Raw genomic sequence first — 18,808 nt, forward strand, 5'->3', positions numbered from 1 at the left:
CAGAATTATGGACACTCTCTCAAGTGCCCTAAGTTTCTTTTCGCTCATAATTTTCCTGTCTTGATTATTGGAGCAAACCTATCAAAAACAGGCAATTACACAATTTTAATTACAGTCCCTCAGAATTAAATTTGGACATTTACAGTTTTTCCTGTGTGTATGTTTTTAGCGTTCTTAGATGGAGGGAGCTCGACTTCATTAAGTGTGATCACGATCCTCTTTTTTATCTCCAATGCATGGTTTCCACTGGTTACGTCATCAGCAATGGCAATTTGTTTTACCTCAAAAGCTGAGTCTCTTTTGAAAACGGATTCAAGTTCATCAGCCAAAGATGCACTTCCTTTTAGTAGAGGCTTTGATGAATATGTGTTTTCAAATCTCAAATATACATTAGTCTGAACTTCAGAGTTAGCCTCAGTTGCCTGATTAATATATGTCATGTCGGAGGATACACTCATATAGCAAGGGTAGTTAGTAACGATATCCCCTGGTTTTAATTCACTTCCCCAGGGGATGACCGAATCAGTATATTCAGAGACTCTGATAAAATCCCCTCGCTGTGAAGGTATTTTATTTAATGCTGAGTCAAAAATCCTTACCATATTCCTCTCATCTTCATCTAGCTTTTCAGCAGTGGCCAGCTTTTTATTTAAATCATAATTCATTGAATCCATCCCCATTTTGGTGGTGTCCTTCATACCATCACTGAAAATATCATCTAAGTCATCATCAACGGCAGTCCAGCGTCGTACAGCAAGCTTTTCATTTTTTGTGAGTGCTTGTGAAGGAAAGATATAAGTGTCAGAACTATCTGAAAATTTTAATTCATTTTTAGAAACATGAATGTCTGTATCCGCAAATACTTTTTCATAAACGGATGCATCTATATCTTCTTGTTTTAAGTGAGTGTTACCATTTTCATAAAACAAAGTATCATCAATTTTATTTTTTATATTTAAACGAGTAGGTGTATCCATACCATATAATCCGTAATACTGGACATCAAAGTCATGGGCCTTATCGTAGCCATTTAATACAACGTTAGTTCTGTAAGTTATCTTTTCACTCCCCAATTGTGGCAGTTCAATACATGTAACTTCAGGATTAACCAACAGACTTCTACCGAACCGTCGTGGGGGGCACCAAGTGCTGTCCAAATATTTGAGCTCTTCTAGTTTTTTATTATTATCAATAACTTTAAATTCATTTGAGATGGAAGTTTTCCCGATGATTACTCTGTTGTCTTTCCCTTCCATCATATAGTATTTACCTTTACTAGTTTCAGTAATAGAAAGGCTCCCTTTTTTAAGTTTCAGGAATAGTTTACCTGTCGCCTTGCCATGTAAATCCAGAGTTGTATATAATCCAGACTCGTGAGGAATGTTTTTATCTTCTAATTTGTTAAAATTGAATGAATCCCATTGTTGAATTCCGTTGACTCTGTTATAAAAATGTCCAAAGGTTATCTGAGGGAAAAGCTCACCTGACGCTTCCTTAAAATATCGTCGACCGAAAAGCTCCCCGGTTTCCTTATTCGCGAGTACGTAAATATTTCTGACGCCCTGCTTACCAATGTTTCTTAAAGGTACCTGCAGTTCAGTACCTGGTAAGATGCCCATTACATATTTATCTGATGATGCACGAGGGAGTTTGTCAAGGGCTCTCGAAGCGGTAATATGACGTGCCAACGCTGTTGTTTTTTTATCGGTGGACAACAAGTTAACAATTTGCTTACCAAACTTACTGCTGGTAGCTATTATCAGTTCGAAGCCAGGGTCAATAGCCCGTAGAGCGTTTTTCCCGAGAGAGGCTAGTTCAGTGGTCGTTGGCAGACTGACTTCCCGGAGGAGAGCTTTACCCGCGGCCTGAATGCCTTCCCTTCCCACCATATGCGCACCGCTGCGAAGTCCCCGGGCGACTCCCATACCAAACTTTCCGCTCAAACTTGCGGCATTGCCGAAAACTGGAACAAATGCAACTGCATCCAGAAGACATGCAGGTACGGCATGCTCCAGGTCGTTATTTACAATCCCTTCAACACAGTCATAAAAAGGAATGAAATGCTTAATCACATTCCATGCTTTCTGAATATCAGACTTATCGTTTCCTGCTTCGTATAATGCATTATATAAATCATCACGATGCTTTTTACTTATTGAGTCTGTTATTATACTGATATGGTCCTCGCTCCCTGACCATGCAGTCTCATTGATTTTCACGCCAAAGTTGGCTATATCCCGGCTATCCTCAGCACTATCCCATGTAATTTTGTAGTCATCAAAGAGTTCACCAAGAATCCCGCTGGAAATATATCGTTTTATATCCCGGTCCACCCTGATAAGCTTGTAGCCATTATCATTTTTTTTTCCAGCCTTAAGTGCATAAATCCTCTCCTCCCCGTGTTGTTTTACGGCAAAAAGATCCGTTCGCTCCAGATAATGCTCACGTGTTACATAGAATGAACCCGGCTCGATCATCTGTATATAAGCGTTCCCAGGATAGATTCGTTTACCAGCTGACTGAATGAATTGTATTTCATCCCCGGGCAATGAACTGATTGCCGAAAGAATAAGGTACTTATCAACCTCACGAAAACTGTCTGAGGTATCTGCTGTCAACCGATGGTATTCGCTGCTTAAGCTCTCTGGTGCTTTTTCGCAAGGTTTACCCATGCCATTCAGATAGTATTGCTTTGCATCACTCTCTTCCCTTTCTCTTTTCTGCTTCGGAGTACGTAGAGCGTCGGCCAGATCGGGAAGTCCTGGGCTGAGAGAAGGGCATTGCGATATAATATTATCTGCAAGTTTTCCTTTACTGAGCCAGGCCTCTGTTGCTGCAAGATAATTATTATATTTTTCGGTTATATCTTTCTGTACTTCTTTTATCTCTTTCCTGTATTGAATGTAATTATTAATGGCATCAATATAGTTATCATTTCTATGTGTTTTGTTTCCGGTAAAGGAATCATGAGTTAAAAATAGTGCAGGTGCCTTGTAAAAGGCCAGATTATCTATCGTAACCCCCTCCTCGGCAGCTATATCCCACATTTTCTCGCCAACGCTTATCGCTTCATCTGGCGAATAAGCCTTAAAAGAGTTCATTTCCAGAAAACGCGAGCCGGAATACATGTTCGCAAAGTTGTAATCTCTTAAACCCAGCATCGTTACTGATTGGTCACTGAATTTAAGGAAAGGCATTTCTGCTGTCAGGAAAGAGTGCCACATCGCATTTAAATCCCCCCATCTTAAGGAGGGTATTCGGTCATAATGTAAATAATTATTTTTAAGCAACCGATCAAATGATAATAAGTGATGAATGCTGCTTACGGTGTAATAGTTTGGAAAAGCGTCTGAGTTCATATTGTTTACAATATATTCCACGGGAGGTACACCAAGAACATTTCTGAATACCCACTCGCGAACAATTGACTCAGACTGAATTGTGGATATTTTATCATCTTTATTTCCGCCCCACAGTCCATTTGAATCCAAAATGTTTCTGGCTAATTCTTCGACTTTATTTATATGTGGTGAAATGCCATCACTTCCATTAAGCAAATAGACTGCAATGGCAGAGAGTAGCTCCTCATTATGTATTTTCCCCTTGTTAAGTAACTCTTCTTTTTGGAGCATCTCAGTAATTTTTATATTTGCCCTTTTCGTAGAATGGTTGAGTGGATTCCGCGGACTATGTCTGATCTTTCTGATGTCCTTAAGCATGTTGTCATTTTTATTATGTCTTATAGGTGATGCATCTGCTGTCGGCAGTGTCAGTGGGTCATGTCGGGATATAAATTGGTCTATTTCATGCAGCCCATCCGCAAGGGAAGCCAACATGGTACTAAAGTAACCTATCTTTCCGGAAGCAGAAGGCGTTATTTCATTTTCTGGTAAGGATACCGAGAGTGTTTTCGAAAGCGGGCTATCAGCCGGTCGAATCAGGTCAGACCTTGGCTGATGAGTTGTGGAATCAGCTCTCTGTGAATAAACTCTACGCTGTTCAAATACCCCAGCCTGTATTTTTGGATAGTTTTCATGGTGGGAATTCTGCTCGGAGCCCCTCTTTACTTCACGGTTAAATGCCTGTTCAATAGCTTTTCTCCGATATGATACATCGGCGTATTGTATTCTCTCATTAACTGACAGCTCATCTGCTCTTTTGGACGTTATAGAGGGTCTGGTATTAGTGTTCCGTACTGAAGTGATTACAGAAAGTAGCTGTACGACTGCACATGCCACTTTTTGTCTGTTTATATTTCCTACATGTCTCCCTGGCTGTGCTGCTAGTTGCTGAATGCGTTCATTCTGTTTTTTTTGATCATTCTGTTGTTTGTCTTCCCAGTTTACGTGAGCTCCGATGGTATTGCGGTACCTTGTCACAGATTGCGGCATGATTTAACTCCTCTTATAAAAAATGATTAACTCTTTCAGCTTCCAGGCTGAGGAAAAACCTTTTCGTAACAGCATTGTCGTTTATTCCGTTCATATCTTTTCCTGATAGTTGGAATAGACTAGACGTAGGGTTATTTCTACGTTTCATTACATTATTTATTATAGTGTTCATCCGTGGGCCATTAGAAATATTGGCAAGGTTTTTAATGTTGCTTGTGTCTCTTAAAATAAAATTAGGACTAGCATTACCCTTATCAAAGGAGTCCACTAAGCGTCTCATATTATCTCCAACGTTCAGAGCTGATTTATCAACTTCCGCACCAAGAATTAAGCTCTCACTCTTAAGTATTTCACTTAAATTGTTAGTCACTAATTTTTAATCGTTTAAGTCAAGGTTTGCTCTGTCTCCGTTTTTAATCGGTTCATATACAATCTTTAAATTATCGAGCTGGTCTTCACCCATATACTTACCCACTATTTAATTGTTGGTGTTAAAATAATATGTAGCTATAGGGGCCTCACGTTTAAATATGGTGTCGCGGTGACGTTCAACAGTTTCATGTAATTTATCCAGACTATCACAAATATTATTCCATTGATCACTTGAAAGTCAGGAAACTTTTTCATTACACCTTTAGTGATGAGGTCTTTTGGCAAATGTTATTTACTTTTTTATATGCATTGCTAATCTCAACACTAAAATTATCTAATATTTTTAGTTGATCTCCCGGATCACTGATGGATGTATGCATAACCTTTTTGTTGACATCAAAGCTAATTTACTCCCCGAATAACGGAACACAATTAGTCGGAGGGCTATAAGGCTTCCCAACGTCTTGTATAAGCGGATCTTCATTTCAATCGTGCAGGGCTTAACGGCAAGGCCCCAATGGATTGTTATAGTTCGTGTCAGGCCGCTTTGAGTATTTTCCTGAAAGCCTCTTAGATAGCGATTGATGACGCTAGTTGCTATAGCTCCTATTACCATCCCATCAGCTAGAATACAGAAATTTTTCGTAACGTTGCTTTTCGGATCAAAATGAAAACCTCCGTACCGCGTCTTTGCGGCTCAGCAAGCATGACCAATTAATTTAAATCAGGTTAATTCGTCAATTCCAAGTTCGGCCTGAATAAACTAACGCAAATCTGTAATTATCTTCATGATTTTTTATGAAATAATGAGTTCTAACTAAGCTGAATAAATTAGCGTGGGTTGATGATTTTTTTTCGTGATTTTTCATGAGGCGTAAACGGCACTCAACTTACTTTTTATATGGCATATCGCTTTCCACCATCTTTATGTGCGGCAGATTCAGTCCCTCTCTGTCAGTGTGACAGTTGGATGTTTAGGGAAAAGAAGAGGCTTCATCCGATGTGAGACACAATAATAACGATCTGCAAGTGATCGAACTACGTCATGATTTCCCAGAACAACAAAAACTGAAGCCATTGAACAATCACAAACATCGCTGATGTGTAGCTAGCCATTGAGTAGCAAAATTAAATTCATCAGGGTCGCCAGCAAACGCATAAATTACCAGAAATGATAATCACATCTGAAGAGCATAGCATAGCGCATTGGTTCTCTACGTCACGCACAAGCTCATTTCGAAGATGGACGTTGGGGTCTTGCGCTGTACTGAGCTCAGACTTTCGAAAATGGATATCAGATAAATGAAGTGTGAGCAAAATACCACTTCTGTGAAATCTTACGAAATATTGGCGTGTTGCGAAACTGAATTTAGCCTAATAAATAGCTTTCCTTATACCGCTATATCTTCGACTGGTCAGTGAACTGCTGCCTTGGCGCGTCACACTGTCTGCCGAATAACACGTCCTCGTCAATACGGTTCTCGCTGTACGCTTACAAACAAAATAAGTTCCCACAAAATCAACGGCAACGTTCTAAGCCGTTGTTCAAACATTAGAGAAATGGGAGGCATTTTATAACTGTCATTGGCCCCATTTAGCACATAGTGGAAAAATACCTTATGAAAGATTAAAAACTAAATGGGTATTTAAGATCAAATGCCAACCCTGGTCCCGAGTGACACATTAGCCCAGTCTCACCAATCCCTGGCTGGTCTGAGTAATGGCAATGGACATATTTGCTTTATTGCGATCGCTATTGCGAACCAGAACCAGAGCGGAATAACGTGTTGTTGATGCTGAACTGGGCACTCGTACTGCCAATGAGTAGCCCCTTTTCACAATGAGGCTGTCATAGGCACCGACAACAGTATGAATTATCCCATTTTTTATTTGAACAATTGTTGAGCCGACAATCCATTCGCCGTTAACTGAGCCAGAAATATTGATAAGATAGTTTTCTGTTTGGTCAATATTAACCAAAAAGATATCACCAGTCTCCCCTTGTTGTTGAACACTGATATAATTTATTCTTGGACAATACCATTTACCAATACTACATATTGCTAGTTCTTCATGCATTTTTTTGTATGACAGATTAACTGTCTTGTTAGGAATCCATGTCCCGCCACTGACCAAAGAGGAAATACTAATATTAGTTTTATCACTGCCAGATACAATACTATCAAAATATGCATCTGTTCGTAGGATCTTTATATTAATCTCACCTCCTCTCTCCGAAAATATACAAGAATAGGCATTGTTTTTATTGACTATATTTCCGTTAATATAGAATCCTTGGGCAAATATAGTACCAATATCAAGGCCATTGCTCTGCTCTATATAAATCGGCCTCTCGGTTACCTCTGCATACAAATTTGCTATTGTAATACCTGCCCTCAACATAGGAGAGGCATAGCCGAAAAAGTAGCAGCCGGTACCTCCATCAGTTATAGGCAAAATTTCATTCATAGCTCTGTCTTTTATTAACTGGCCTTGCGTGGTTATTTGCGCGATTGATATGCATACAGGTGAGCCATACAAACCAACTTCACCACCTTCGCAATATACCATGCCATAATTTATTGCATTATGGAACCACCCTGCTGGGGGTTGACTATTCCAACTATCATTGGGTGCTGGAGGTGTTTTTAACAGAGAGTTGAAGTTTGTTTCACCAGTCTCATAAGAATTAATTAGTTCATTCAGTTCCCTATTAGAATACGCTATATGGCACTTGGCATGAAAAGATTCGAAACGTTCAATACTTTCCCAAAGTGTGAATCTGTGAAATTTACCAAACATAAATTTACCAGAGATCCATATTCTATTTGCGACTAATTTTACCTGCTTATTCGGACTGGTGGCAAAAACTATACCTTTATAATCAACTTCAGCATCATCCTAGAATCGTTTAACACAAATATCACCTATAAACCGTGCATAGCTAGCATACCTAAATAAGACATCTAATTTTAGTTTCGGTTCAAAAAGGATCACTGTACTAAATATTGAACCAGTAAACTCAACAGTCACTGAACTCCCCTCTAAAGGACTGGAGCCATCACTTTTTAAATTAATTTCACGTTGCAAACGATAGTGACGAACCACATTTAGTTTTGCCCCAAATACTACTCTTCCACCTATTTTCTTGGCTGCATCTACTGCTTTTACGACTGCTTCATCATCATAGGACTGACCATCACCAGTTGCACCATAATCATCGACCCAGAATCTTTGGCCTTCGGAATCTAATAGTTGTTTTGTTGACATAAATTTTCCTTTCGATAATCGATTAAAATCCCTATACCCTCAGAGGGACGTTTATAAAAAACCACCCATAGCAAATTAATGTCCTAACTATAAACTAAATGTAACTGTTTATTCGGGGAAATGAGCATAATTTAATGTATAAATCTACATGATTTTCTTTCGAAAAACAGTTCTACGTTAAAATGGAGATATTTTGTTTGCTAACAAAGAATCCCAATTTCTATAAAAAAGACCTGTTATACCGAAGGTCAGATAGCTTTTGCTGTGAAACAGGAAGAAATCGGCCTCCATTTAGGGGCGGCCAGAATAAGAAAGGACATTTCTGAGGTCACATTTTATAGTTGGAAAAAGGAGTTTGCTGATATGGAAACCAGTGACTGAAAAAAATTGGTTGATAGCTTCAGGAGCTTTAAGATTTTTGACCAGTTAGTTAGCCAGAGCCTACAACTATTTATTGACTATAAAACAACCTGCTTTTGATGTTGGAGTGAGCATGTCAAAGTCAGGTAATTATATGATTTAGTGCATAGGCTCGTGGAAATCTTTCGCAACCACATATAGAGTTCTTTACTGACCTAAAAACCAGATGAACGCACCTTAAGCCGATAATCAGCTTCAGGAGTGTTCACTATGATAAAACCTATTAGCTATTTGGCAGCACTGTATCTTTCAGCTGGCGCTTTTGCTAATACGGTTATTTATACCGGCGGCTCTCATTCCATATCTGCTATATCCCCCGATATCCCGATTATTTACCTCGATGCGCCAGATCATGTGCAAAGAGCAATATTTGGTGATTTATCCGTCGATCCCGCTCAGGCAGAAAAACAAGTTCGCAAGCTTCAGATATCGTCGGCATTTAAAACTTTAGAACAACAATTAGTTGCAGCTTATCAGGGAGTAATAAAGGCGTGGTCTTTGGGCTTGACCAAATACCCTGCGGTGGTATTTGATGACAAGTGGGTCGTATACGGCACTACCGATGTCGAAGTGGCAAGGCAGAAGTTCACTCACTGGCGGGAGGCAAATCGATGACCCGTGCCTATTTGCACACTCGCCGGTTATTGCTGGTTACTCTCCTGATTGGCAGCAATCTGTGTATGGCCAGTGTCAATACGGCCAGTTTAATAGGCAGTGCTGCCAGCACTTCTTGCATAAGTTGGAAAGTTAAAGGTATCTGTTACTGGTTGCTGTGTACGCCTTTCGGCTGTTCGGTAAAAACCTCCGTCAAAGTTGAGCATTTTATGCCCGAAGTAGTGGTCTCAGCCTATTCAGGCTCAGGAGATAATCCCTGGTCGGAGATGTCTGTCGTCAGCGGGGCTGCTGGTGCAACTGAAAAGGGTATTATCAGCACGCTCGCGGGTGTCAGTGCTGGCGGTGGTCAACAAGCAATAAAAGCCCCCAGTCTGCGTAAACAAAATCTGCATTTTCATTACGCTGATGCCTATGGTCATCCCGCTACCGCACTGATTGGCGGTCAGATCACAGGTTATTCCTGTCAATCAACTGCCACGCCTTTTATGCCCTACTTTGTCAGTGCCTTTGATTCTCTGGCATGGCGCAGTGGTTTACCTGAATCTCTGTATCCGGAAGCACTTATCCCCGGACAACGTGAATTGGGTCGTCAGCGAAACGGCAATATGTGGGGAAATATCTATCCTCGTAGTGGTTTTGTCACCCAGCAGGACAGCTATAAATCTGCTGCGGTTGTTGCCCAACGAGTGGCTGATATCATCACTCGTCGTGGTCAGTTGCATGTTTATCGACCATTGGTTGGTCAATCTTCACTGGGTTATTGGCCGCCTGAGTCGGTGCGGGAAAATACTGGCACTCACAACCATAAATGGCAACGTCTGGCACCTAAAATCTCAACGAGTTGCGCCATTTTCCCTGATACCAACTACCCCATAGCCGAAGATGGCAATTATGCCTGGTCGCTTTGGCGACCTTATCGCTGCTGTCAGCGCCGCGGACAAACATTTCTCTCCAGCACTGATTTTTCATAAGGTTGGCTCCCATGATACAGCATAAACATTTCTTCTTGCCGCTGACTGCTGCGGCTTTATTGTCAATAGTTGCCTCTTCAGCGGATGCCACCATTCCTACATCTAGTGGTGCTATCAGCGACGGTTTGTTCTATTCGATTGGCGGTGGTTCCGTCATCTCGCCGGCTTCTTCACGCAACAACATGAGCCGCCTGGGGATGACTGGGAGCTGGAGTAGCGATTTGATGTGCGGCAATTTTGACTTGAAAACCACCGTCAGTAACCAACTCAATGGTATCACCAGCGGTTTTAAAGACCTGATGGGGTCGGTTATTCAGGGCGCGACTGGTGCAGTGGCCAGTATGCCAGCAATGGTTATCCAACGGGCGAATCCGGGGTTGTATGAAATACTGACCAATGGGGCTTTGCAGGCGGGATTGAGTTTTGACAAATCTAAGCTTAATTGCCAGAACATAGCCAACAAAATGGCTGATTATACCCTCGGGTACAAGTGGATACAGGCTGCGGTGACTGAAGAATATAAGAATATTGTTGCGTCAAGTGACGGTGACGCGGTGCGCAGTGACCTAAAATTGCAGCAGGCGACAGGGGAAGAGGGCGCAAACTGGATTGGTGGACAGAAACGTGGCGGTAAAGGTCAGCCAGCGATTAGACCGACATATGATCTGACCAAAGCTGGTTACAACATGATGAACAACCTGTCAGTGAGTAGCAATGACTCTGTGGGGGTAACAAATTGCAACGGGACGGTGTGCCTGCGTTACAAAAACGCAGAACAAGCGGCTGTAGCCGTGGTGAAAGTGCTCGGCGATCGCTCCATCCGCACTTGCCGCAAAGCCAGTTTATGCAGCAGTGGTGGCAATGAGAACGCTGCCGGTAGCTCTGTAGCCGGTACCGGATTTTCCCCGATGCTGGAGGACACCACCAAAGGGAATCTTGAACAACTGGTGAAATTGATTGGCGGCTCGGAGAAGCCCACGGCAATAAATCTGGCGAAGCTAAAAACGGGAAGCCTTATTGTTACCCGAGGAATTATCCAGTCGTTGCAAGATGATCCAGATAATGTAGCGTTAATACAGCGTCTTGCTGGCGAACTGGCTATGGCCGATACCCTGGAGAATGCACTGATTATGCGCCGCATGCTCACCACCGGTCAGTCAGAACCAAATGCCGCCGATCAACCAGAGGCACTGACTGAAGGGAACCGCCGTATTGATGCGCTGGACCGTGAGCTTGCCGCAATGCGTAATGAAATGGAACTGCGTAAAGCCATCAGCAGTAACAGTTTGCTCACTACACTTGAGCGCCAAGCTATTCGTAATCAGAACAATCGATTGCAGCAGTACAACGGGGGGCAGGATAAAGGTTTTAGTAATATGGGCCAGAGAAAGGCAGATCGATAATGGCTGGCCGATTTGCATTATCCGTGGCAGTGGTTCTAATCATGGCGCTATTTCTGGGCGCGGCCATCCTGTTTGAGCGCGATCCGGCTGGCCATCAAGTCCGTAACTGGTTAATGGCCAGCAGATACGGGCTTTTTATCTGGCGACTGATGCTATACAGCGTGCTGGCGTGGTTATGGTTCAGCATGGTGCGCTCAAAGACGTTAGAAAAAACGCCGGACGATTCATTGCTTAGGTTGGAGTGGATGAGCGTCACCTTAATTCTGGTCATCGAATTTGCTGTATGGCGTCCAGTGTTGGCATAAGGAGGTGTCATGACGGCAAACAGTTTCCTTGAATACTGTCTGGTGCTATTTGGTTGGATGCTGAACAACGCGCTGTGGAATATCTTGCTGAGCACCGGCCTGTTTGCTTTACCATTGGTGTTTAAAGTGTTGGCTATCTGGCTGAAAGTCCGTGAAGAGGGGGCGGATGAAGGTAACAAGGGCCTGCTGGCATTACCGCGAGTAGAACATGCCATATATGTCTCTTTTTGCGTCATGCTGTTTTGCTGCGTGCCTTTGCTGCCGGTGGATATCAGTACCATCAAGTTTGATAGCGCCCGCGCCAAACAATGTGGTGTCGATATGCCTTCGCCACAAAACTCTGGTTATAAGGGGTTGATCAATGACTTTGACGGTAAAACAGCTGTGGTGCCGGTGTGGTGGTATTTACTGCATATGGTATCGAAAGGCACTACTCAGGCAATGATAGCCTCTATCCCCTGCGGCAATCAGCTGCGACAGCTACGATTTGAGGTGCAGAATACCAAAATCCGTGACCCGATAGTGCGGCAGGAGGTACAGGATTTTGCTGATCAGTGTTACTCGCGTGCTTACTTTAAGCTGAAGAATAGTCATCACCAATTGAGTGACGCCACCATTAATAGTGTGGGCTGGGTTGGTAGCCGCTATTTTCTTAACACTGCAGGCTACTATGATCACTACACCTCGACTGAGCCGCGCAGTCAGTGGTCTTATAACCGCAACAGAGACAGTGGTTATCCCGAGGTCGAACGAGGTGGCTATCCAACCTGTAAACAGTGGTGGGCTGATGGTACTTACGGCCTAAAAACTCGCGTGTTGGCAAACCTCAATGGCTACACCCAAAAGGCGCTACGGTTTATGTACCATCAAGACCAGTGGGAAGAAATGGCGCTGCGCTGGCTGGTGAGTCCGCGTAACGTTGGTTTGTCCGGTCGCGGTGAGACCTATGCAGTGAGTGGGAATGATGTTACCTCGGGGTTGATGGGGAACATAACACGGCTGATTTCTTCCGTAGGGCTAGGACTGAAGCAAACCGAAGCTCTTTCAGGATTCGACGCGTTGAAGCAGGCGCTGCCGATGATTCAGGCATTACTTGAAATGATGATCATTATTGTCATACCGCTGTTGCTGATGTTTAGTGCCTATGAGCCGAAAACAGTAGTGACTCTCTCTTTCGCGTTATTTGCCCTGATATTTATCACATTTTGGTGGGAACTTACCGGTTGGCTGGATGACAGGTTGATCACTATTCTTTATGACAATATGGCGGATCAGGGGATTATTAATAGCAGTGTGCCATTTGCTGGTTTCTTCAGCTCCACGGCGGATGGCTGGATGATGAATCTGGTGCTGGGGATGATGTACGTTATCTTCCCGATGTTCTGGCTCACTTTGTTGAGTTGGGTTGGTGTAAGAATAGGTGATATCGCCAGAGCGATAAGTGATGGTGGTAAAATGCCTCAGGCCGCGGGAGAGAAAACAGCAGCAGGTGCAGCTAGAACAGTTATTAGTAAGGGGTGAAGTAAAACATCCGAGCTATTAAATATCACGGTTTTCCGATTGAAAAGGGCGATCTTCCCATGTATATCGCAAGTGGTCGTTGGATTCATTAGCTTGATCTTCAGTCGTAGATGCCACAACACCAGCAGCTTTGACACTTCCCACAGCGATGTCAATAGAACCGAGTAAGATATTACGACCTAATTCTTTAACATCAGCTGCTTTTAGCTTGAATTTTGTCGGTTTTCTTGAGTGAATTTCTTCCAAATCCTTAGTATCAAAACCTTGTGAGTTCATCGGCATGACTCCATTAAGTACAGGTTTTTAAATCTATCATGAGGGGGGGGAACGCTCAATTGATTGTTTTTTATTCAGTGCTTGCGGGGATGAGAATACTTGTTTTAACATAGCATCGTTGTTCTGTTGCCATAAGCAACATGCCAATGTCCTGGCGATTTGAGAGGGACGCCTTCGGGTAATTGCATGCCAATGTCACCTGAGCCTGAGAGGTGACGCCTTCGGGCGGTACCCCCGTTAACCTTTGAAAATGGGGATCGCAACTTGGTTGCGGTAAGGTCTCTTCTACTTCAATTCCCACTTTTTATCGCAAATACCTTTTGCAGTTTTCACTGTTATTTAATGTCACTTAACTTCGATTTGATACTTTGACGTTAGCATATGGTTGAGAACATTGCGCACGACGGATATGCCAATTTTGCATATTCCAGATACGCCTTGATGGCAAAGGATCGCGGCGTCACTTGCGAGTGAGTGAAACGAGTACCAAGTGACGCGCGTAGCGCACAACCAGCAGTACTGACGCACTGCCACTTCAACGACATTTCTACCCTCTGACTAACAGGTAGCGGCGGTTTTAAAACGCTTGATTGGTCATTATTTAACCACATCGTTTGATTCGCAGGGAAACCCGGCATGACGACAATTTTCAATTAAAAGAGGTAAATCGACACGATATCGATGGCGACGCCAGTAGCACTGGCGTGTGGAGGTAGACTGATGAAAATCAGCCCGGCGTAAGCCGCAAACAGGTCTGAGATCTGGGGAACCTCGCAAGAACTCAACATTTCGCCGCCCCGATGCTCAGATGTCTGTTGAGATGCAATATGTCCAAAATTAACCGTGCCGTCGGGGTGAAATGTTTAAGGTAAATGTTATGGGGAAGCCGGTGGGTTAGGTATTCCGTTCACACCGGACGAAATACCTAACCCACCCTATGCTAATCAGGAGAGGTTATGGCAAAACTGAATAAAAACCTGGTCACACTCGCTCGACAGGCGGGAGGGAGTTTTAAAACAGTCTCAGACCGCATGAAAATAGCGGATCGTTTAGCCGAAAGACTGTTAAAAATGAATATCCAGATCCGTGATGCCAATCATTTAAAAACCAATCATATTGCGATGTATATTAATAGTCGTCTAGCTGAGGATATCTCCAAGAGAACTTTGCAGAATGAGATGGCGGCAATACGGGCGATTCTGCGGCTGACTGGAAAAACCTTTATGGCAAACCCGACCCACGAAAAACTGAGTAATGAGGCGCTGGGTATTTCAGGCGCAAGTCGAGACGGCACCAAAGTCGCGCTCCCGGCAGACATTTATGAACGTATTCTGGATAAAGTTCGTGAGATTGATAAGGGAGCCGCTGCTGCAATGGAATTATCCCGACAACTTGGCTTGCGTACTGAGGAAGCTATTCAGTCGGTTAAATCATTAAAGACATGGAAAAAAGCGATTATTAATCAACAAGAAAAAATACGTGTAGTTTTTGGTACTAAAGGTGGCAGGCCGAGAGATACGACAATAATTAACAACGATGAATTGAGGCGAGCTATCGATAGTGCTATTAAAATCTCTGATGAGAATAATGGGAAACTGCTTAATAAGGCGGGTATTCATCTGGCGATTGAACATTATCGTAATATCGTCAGAGCTGCGGGGCTTGTTGGTCAGTATGCCCCTCATAGTTTACGTTATGCTTATTCCAGAGATGCTGTGGCACACCATAGAAATAAGGGGTTTAGTCAGAAAGAGGCCGAGGCTTTAGTTTCAATGGATTTAGGACACGGTGATGGGCGCGGCCAGTATGTTGCGCGTATTTATAATAGAGTGGCTACTGAATAAAAATACGGTCTGACTGTTTTACTGTTTCTGGTAAGAAGAACGTATTCCAAGGTTGCCTGGTAACAGTGTTGTGACTATGACAAAAATTCTGTAGCAGATGCACTTGCCTGAATTGCTGCATTTATGTACGATTTATGGGCTATACGTTGTCTTTGACAACTGCCAATGTTCCGGTGATTCGAGAGGAACGCCTTCGGGTAATTACCTGCCAATGCCATCATAACCTGAGAGATGGCGCTTTCGGGCGGTTAAGCCAAATCTGTCAACCTTTGCAAACAGAGACCTTCGGGTTAAGGCTCACTTTACTGCACGGTTACACCCACGTTCGATTCTACCTTATGACAATCATCGTCATTTAATGAGTTACCCATCAGGGATCTTGATCCCATTTATCCACCCGTGGCGCACTCCGCCACTGGCTGGGCTGCGCCTTTTTTTGAGGTTCATCCCATGAAGAAATCTACCCCGCGCCGTAAGGCTCAAAAACGAGTTGATCTCTATCAGCAAGTCACCGACAAAATTATCGCTGCGCTGGAAAAGGGCACTGTTCCCTGGCGTAAACCCTGGCGCTTGGTGGGGAGACCTGTTGGTAGTTCGCTGCCGACCAATGCTGCAACAGGCCGCCCATATAGCGGGGTGAATATCCCATTGTTATGGATGGCCAGTGAAGAGTCTGGTTTTAGCTCTGACCGGTGGCTGACGTTTAAGCAAGCTCAGCAAGCTGGCGGTCGGGTGAAAAAAGGTGAATCCAGTCATCTTGCCGTTATTTTCAAGCCGTTTGAAAAGCAGGTTGAAGATATGGACGGTAACAAGCTGTTTGACGATCAAGGAAAACCGCAGATTGAGCATCTCACGATGATGAAATCCTTGCAGTTGTTTAACATCGAACAGTGTGAAGGCCTGCCTGAATGTATGGCGCCTCAACCGGCTCGACATCAGCATGACAATGAGATCCTAAGTGCACCGTTGATGATTCGGGTATTGGAAATACTCAATAGCAGTGGCGTAAAAACCACCCCAAGAAGACAGAGTCGGGCATTTTACCGACCATTAACTGACGAAATTATCATGCCGCTGGCAGGGCAGTTTTTTAGCGAAGCAGATTACTGGTCCACGCTGCTACATGAACTTATCCATGCCAGTGGTCATCAGAAGCGCCTAAACCGTGAGGGAATAACCTCATCAACCCGCACCTTTGGCGATCCCATTTATGCTTTTGAGGAACTGATTGCCGAACTGGGGAGTGCTTTTCTCTGCGCGGAACTGGGTATTTATGGCGAGGTGCAACACGAGAGTTATATCGACGGTTGGCTGAAAAGACTCAAAAAAGACAAAAAGGCGCTGTTCCGTGCTTGCCGACAAGCACGTCAGGCGGCTGAGTTTTTGTTAACCCTACAGACAGGAACCGACGGCCGAGAAAATACCATAATGGAGATTTCGATATGAATCAGGAACAACAATTCTGGCAGTTAACGGTATCCGCACTGCTTAATAGGTACTTCGGTTTAACTCTGAATGATACTGATTTTTGTGAGGAAGCTTGCGTAGTAGCACTATCTACAGCGGGTATACGTCCGTTTGAGGCGATTAACAGTCTGGTGGATAAATATCACTTAGCACGTCTTAATGGCAATTCTTTTCAGCAGAATTCACCTTATTTGAATGCCGCTGATGAACTGATTACCGCCGTTGAGGCAGGTGCGACCTTAGACATTATCCGTCAGCCTTAGCTTTGGCTAACTATCCTTCATCAGTAACTAAACCCATCGGGGGCCTCATCCCCTTTGGGGAGGTGCCCTCTTTTTTATGACCAAAAGAGGAGTAGCAACTATGTTTGAATGGTGTAAAAACCGACTGGAAGTCACCGGCCGTTCCGTGTTCGTTGACATCATGCAGCAGTGGGCAACCGGTGAGGAAGCCCCGCTGTACCGCCATGCAATCCAGCAGAGTATCAGGTTGTTTCTGGCAGGTTGTGCGGGGTTATTGAAACCGACAAAAAGCATGGAATATTCACCCTTCCCGCGCCTTGTCTCTCATGGTTTAGGTTCTGCAGTGGCGAGTAACCTAGCATTTCAGCACTGGCTGGATTTGTTATTGAAAGATGCAGTGTTGGATGGAGACACCATCCGCCAGGTTGACCGGATCTACTTGCAATCAGGTATCGCGTCCGTTAAATGGGAGACAATTCCCGAGGGCGCGCGCCAGATAATGACGCAACTGATGGCTCGGCAGTATCCAGATTGGTTTGGTGTGGCCTGTTGGTCATCTCATATCAATGGTGCTGATTGTTGGGAAAAGCTGGGGATAATGCAGGAACATGCCTGTCATTGCGACATGCAGATGATTATCCCGACGTATTTGGCTACGGAGCTCAACGGTAACAGCCCATTACTGGCTGGGATATCGACAACCCATAGTCTCTATAGTCACTTGTATGGAATGATATGGCCATCAGGTCATAACGTTATCTGGCAACGTAGCCGAATAAACAGCCTGCGATTGGATTTTGACTCTCCGTCCTATCCGCCGTCGGGTGAATTGATGGGGGAACTTTCAGCTGTATTTGGCTGTGAGATCCGCCATTGGTATCAGGAACCGGTCAATGGTATCCGTGGCTACGATTGTTATGATCGCGGTGACCATGTAGACAGCGGAGAATATGGATCAGGGCCATTTATGCCTCATCTGAAAGTCGAAGAAATCGCGATTAATGGACAGCAAGTGTTGCACTGAGTCAGTGCGGTATTAAGTTAATGCCATACTTGAAATAACATTTGCATATCACATCAATGGGATAGCATCCCATCTTTAACTCATCATCCTGAATGGGGGAAACGCCTCATTCAGGGTGTTTTTCCCTCGCCAAATACATCGCTTTTTCGTCTGCGTATCACCACGACAGCCCCTTGCGTGACAGGCGTAAACCATCGCCATTCTTTGATTAAAATCTCTAACTGTAAACCGATGCTTTCCATTCGCCCGATGGGTCTTTTGATGGAATGAAAGCGATAATATTCGGCAGGGAATTGTCGCCGTAGTCTGGCAATACGTTTTGAACTCAGAAGGTGTGAGGACATGATGATGGACTGGGATGAGTGCGCAACAGAGGATTTTAGTGTGGTGATCAGTGCGAGCCAAAACTGGGTGATCTCCCTGATACCTGGCTGGCCAGTGCAGGCCCAGGGATTGAGGTGTAGCCAAATTTGATCCGATTTTTTCTTGAGTACAAATAGCGATTTTCTGAATCGAAATATTAAACAGGATAGGGGTTTCAGCAGTAACGGGGAAAGAAATAGGGCGAGCTGAATAAACAGATTTTCTGGTGCGATAAGAGATGATGTGATGACAGTAGTGATAACAGCACAAAGCGCCAGCCATCCAGTAACGATTAATACCATGACTGCCGAATTTGTTTTCATC

16 protein-coding genes are annotated in these 18,808 nt (G+C 43.8%); 10 read left to right on the forward strand and 6 right to left on the reverse strand.

Going from position 1 to position 18,808, the window contains the following annotated elements; genetic code table 11:
- Positions 1-125 precede the first annotated feature (125 nt).
- The 4 genes from Q2T71_RS22930 to Q2T71_RS22945 form a co-directional block, all read right to left on the reverse strand.
- Positions 126-4,391 (reverse strand): hypothetical protein, encoded by a 4,266-nt coding sequence (locus Q2T71_RS22930; RefSeq protein WP_372560716.1) that lies wholly within the window; start codon positions 4,389-4,391, stop codon positions 126-128.
- A gap of 13 nt (positions 4,392-4,404) precedes the next feature.
- The gene (locus tag Q2T71_RS22935; RefSeq protein WP_145512648.1) at positions 4,405-4,761 is read right to left on the reverse strand and encodes a hypothetical protein; all 357 of its coding nucleotides are present in this window, start codon (positions 4,759-4,761) and stop codon (positions 4,405-4,407) included.
- Between the two features lie 1,685 nt (positions 4,762-6,446).
- Positions 6,447-7,565: a hypothetical protein gene (locus tag Q2T71_RS22940; RefSeq protein ID WP_372560717.1), complete on the reverse strand. Its 1,119-nt coding sequence runs from the start codon at positions 7,563-7,565 to the stop codon at positions 6,447-6,449.
- Positions 7,566-7,664: 99 nt separating this feature from the next.
- Positions 7,665-8,033, reverse strand: a complete 369-nt coding sequence (locus Q2T71_RS22945) for a hypothetical protein (RefSeq protein WP_372560718.1) — start codon at positions 8,031-8,033, stop codon at positions 7,665-7,667.
- A 222-nt stretch (positions 8,034-8,255) separates the two neighbouring features.
- Here Q2T71_RS22945 and Q2T71_RS22950 point away from each other — a divergent pair, with 222 nt between their 5' ends.
- The 6 genes from Q2T71_RS22950 (at position 8,256) to Q2T71_RS22975 (ending at position 13,268) form a co-directional block, all read left to right on the forward strand.
- The gene (locus Q2T71_RS22950; RefSeq protein WP_367946516.1) at positions 8,256-8,414 is read left to right on the forward strand and encodes a transposase; all 159 of its coding nucleotides are present in this window, start codon (positions 8,256-8,258) and stop codon (positions 8,412-8,414) included.
- A gap of 249 nt (positions 8,415-8,663) precedes the next feature.
- Positions 8,664-9,068: a TIGR03757 family integrating conjugative element protein gene (locus Q2T71_RS22955; RefSeq protein WP_271303994.1), complete on the forward strand. Its 405-nt coding sequence runs from the start codon at positions 8,664-8,666 to the stop codon at positions 9,066-9,068.
- Entirely contained in the window at positions 9,065-10,039 is a 975-nt protein-coding gene (locus Q2T71_RS22960; protein WP_271303995.1) for a TIGR03756 family integrating conjugative element protein, read from the forward strand. The genes Q2T71_RS22955 and Q2T71_RS22960 overlap by 4 nt, the downstream gene beginning before the upstream one ends.
- Positions 10,040-10,050: 11 nt before the next feature.
- The gene (locus Q2T71_RS22965; RefSeq protein WP_271303996.1) at positions 10,051-11,442 is read left to right on the forward strand and encodes an integrating conjugative element protein; all 1,392 of its coding nucleotides are present in this window, start codon (positions 10,051-10,053) and stop codon (positions 11,440-11,442) included.
- Complete coding sequence (locus Q2T71_RS22970) at positions 11,442-11,747, forward strand: hypothetical protein (protein WP_075339272.1); 306 nt, start codon at positions 11,442-11,444, stop codon at positions 11,745-11,747. Before Q2T71_RS22965 ends, Q2T71_RS22970 begins: the two co-directional genes overlap by 1 nt.
- 9 nt (positions 11,748-11,756) lie before the next feature.
- Positions 11,757-13,268 (forward strand): conjugal transfer protein TraG N-terminal domain-containing protein, encoded by a 1,512-nt coding sequence (locus Q2T71_RS22975; protein ID WP_271303997.1) that lies wholly within the window; start codon positions 11,757-11,759, stop codon positions 13,266-13,268.
- An 18-nt stretch (positions 13,269-13,286) separates the two neighbouring features.
- On the opposite strand, the gene Q2T71_RS22980 is transcribed toward Q2T71_RS22975, so the two are convergent.
- Complete coding sequence (locus Q2T71_RS22980; RefSeq protein WP_145511968.1) at positions 13,287-13,544, reverse strand: hypothetical protein; 258 nt, start codon at positions 13,542-13,544, stop codon at positions 13,287-13,289.
- A gap of 956 nt (positions 13,545-14,500) precedes the next feature.
- Between Q2T71_RS22980 and Q2T71_RS22985 the strand changes: the two genes are divergently transcribed.
- The 4 genes from Q2T71_RS22985 (at position 14,501) to Q2T71_RS23000 (ending at position 18,121) form a co-directional block, all read left to right on the forward strand.
- The gene (locus tag Q2T71_RS22985; RefSeq protein ID WP_145511969.1) at positions 14,501-15,388 is read left to right on the forward strand and encodes an integrase domain-containing protein; all 888 of its coding nucleotides are present in this window, start codon (positions 14,501-14,503) and stop codon (positions 15,386-15,388) included.
- A 450-nt stretch (positions 15,389-15,838) separates the two neighbouring features.
- Entirely contained in the window at positions 15,839-16,834 is a 996-nt protein-coding gene (locus Q2T71_RS22990; protein WP_145511970.1) for an ArdC family protein, read from the forward strand.
- Positions 16,831-17,118, forward strand: coding sequence for a TA system toxin CbtA family protein (locus tag Q2T71_RS22995; protein ID WP_145511971.1), 288 nt, complete (start codon positions 16,831-16,833; stop codon positions 17,116-17,118). Before Q2T71_RS22990 ends, Q2T71_RS22995 begins: the two co-directional genes overlap by 4 nt.
- 100 nt (positions 17,119-17,218) lie before the next feature.
- A complete protein-coding gene (locus Q2T71_RS23000) occupies positions 17,219-18,121 on the forward strand; it encodes a DUF1281 domain-containing protein (RefSeq protein WP_372560719.1) in 903 nt (300 codons plus the stop codon).
- Positions 18,122-18,231: 110 nt separating this feature from the next.
- Here Q2T71_RS23000 and Q2T71_RS23005 read toward each other — a convergent pair whose 3' ends face one another.
- Complete coding sequence (locus Q2T71_RS23005; protein WP_246585522.1) at positions 18,232-18,807, reverse strand: hypothetical protein; 576 nt, start codon at positions 18,805-18,807, stop codon at positions 18,232-18,234.
- Position 18,808: the final 1 nt, after the last annotated feature.

It is taken from the genome of Yersinia sp. 1652 StPb PI (assembly GCF_041538345.1).
Lineage (GTDB): Bacteria > Pseudomonadota > Gammaproteobacteria > Enterobacterales > Enterobacteriaceae > Yersinia > Yersinia enterocolitica_E.

Coding starts and splice junctions, on each gene's coding strand:
- Q2T71_RS22930 (WP_372560716.1), bottom strand. CDS start 4,391: ATGCCGCAATCTGTGACAAGGTACCGCAATACCATCGGAGCTCACGTA.
- Q2T71_RS22940 (WP_372560717.1), bottom strand. CDS start 7,565: ATGTTTGGTAAATTTCACAGATTCACACTTTGGGAAAGTATTGAACGT.
- Q2T71_RS22945 (WP_372560718.1), bottom strand. CDS start 8,033: ATGTCAACAAAACAACTATTAGATTCCGAAGGCCAAAGATTCTGGGTC.
- Q2T71_RS22955 (WP_271303994.1), top strand. CDS start 8,664: ATGATAAAACCTATTAGCTATTTGGCAGCACTGTATCTTTCAGCTGGC.
- Q2T71_RS22960 (WP_271303995.1), top strand. CDS start 9,065: ATGACCCGTGCCTATTTGCACACTCGCCGGTTATTGCTGGTTACTCTC.
- Q2T71_RS22965 (WP_271303996.1), top strand. CDS start 10,051: ATGATACAGCATAAACATTTCTTCTTGCCGCTGACTGCTGCGGCTTTA.
- Q2T71_RS22970 (WP_075339272.1), top strand. CDS start 11,442: ATGGCTGGCCGATTTGCATTATCCGTGGCAGTGGTTCTAATCATGGCG.
- Q2T71_RS22975 (WP_271303997.1), top strand. CDS start 11,757: ATGACGGCAAACAGTTTCCTTGAATACTGTCTGGTGCTATTTGGTTGG.
- Q2T71_RS22980 (WP_145511968.1), bottom strand. CDS start 13,544: ATGAACTCACAAGGTTTTGATACTAAGGATTTGGAAGAAATTCACTCA.
- Q2T71_RS22985 (WP_145511969.1), top strand. CDS start 14,501: ATGGCAAAACTGAATAAAAACCTGGTCACACTCGCTCGACAGGCGGGA.
- Q2T71_RS22990 (WP_145511970.1), top strand. CDS start 15,839: ATGAAGAAATCTACCCCGCGCCGTAAGGCTCAAAAACGAGTTGATCTC.
- Q2T71_RS22995 (WP_145511971.1), top strand. CDS start 16,831: ATGAATCAGGAACAACAATTCTGGCAGTTAACGGTATCCGCACTGCTT.
- Q2T71_RS23000 (WP_372560719.1), top strand. CDS start 17,219: ATGTTTGAATGGTGTAAAAACCGACTGGAAGTCACCGGCCGTTCCGTG.
- Q2T71_RS23005 (WP_246585522.1), bottom strand. CDS start 18,807: ATGAAAACAAATTCGGCAGTCATGGTATTAATCGTTACTGGATGGCTG.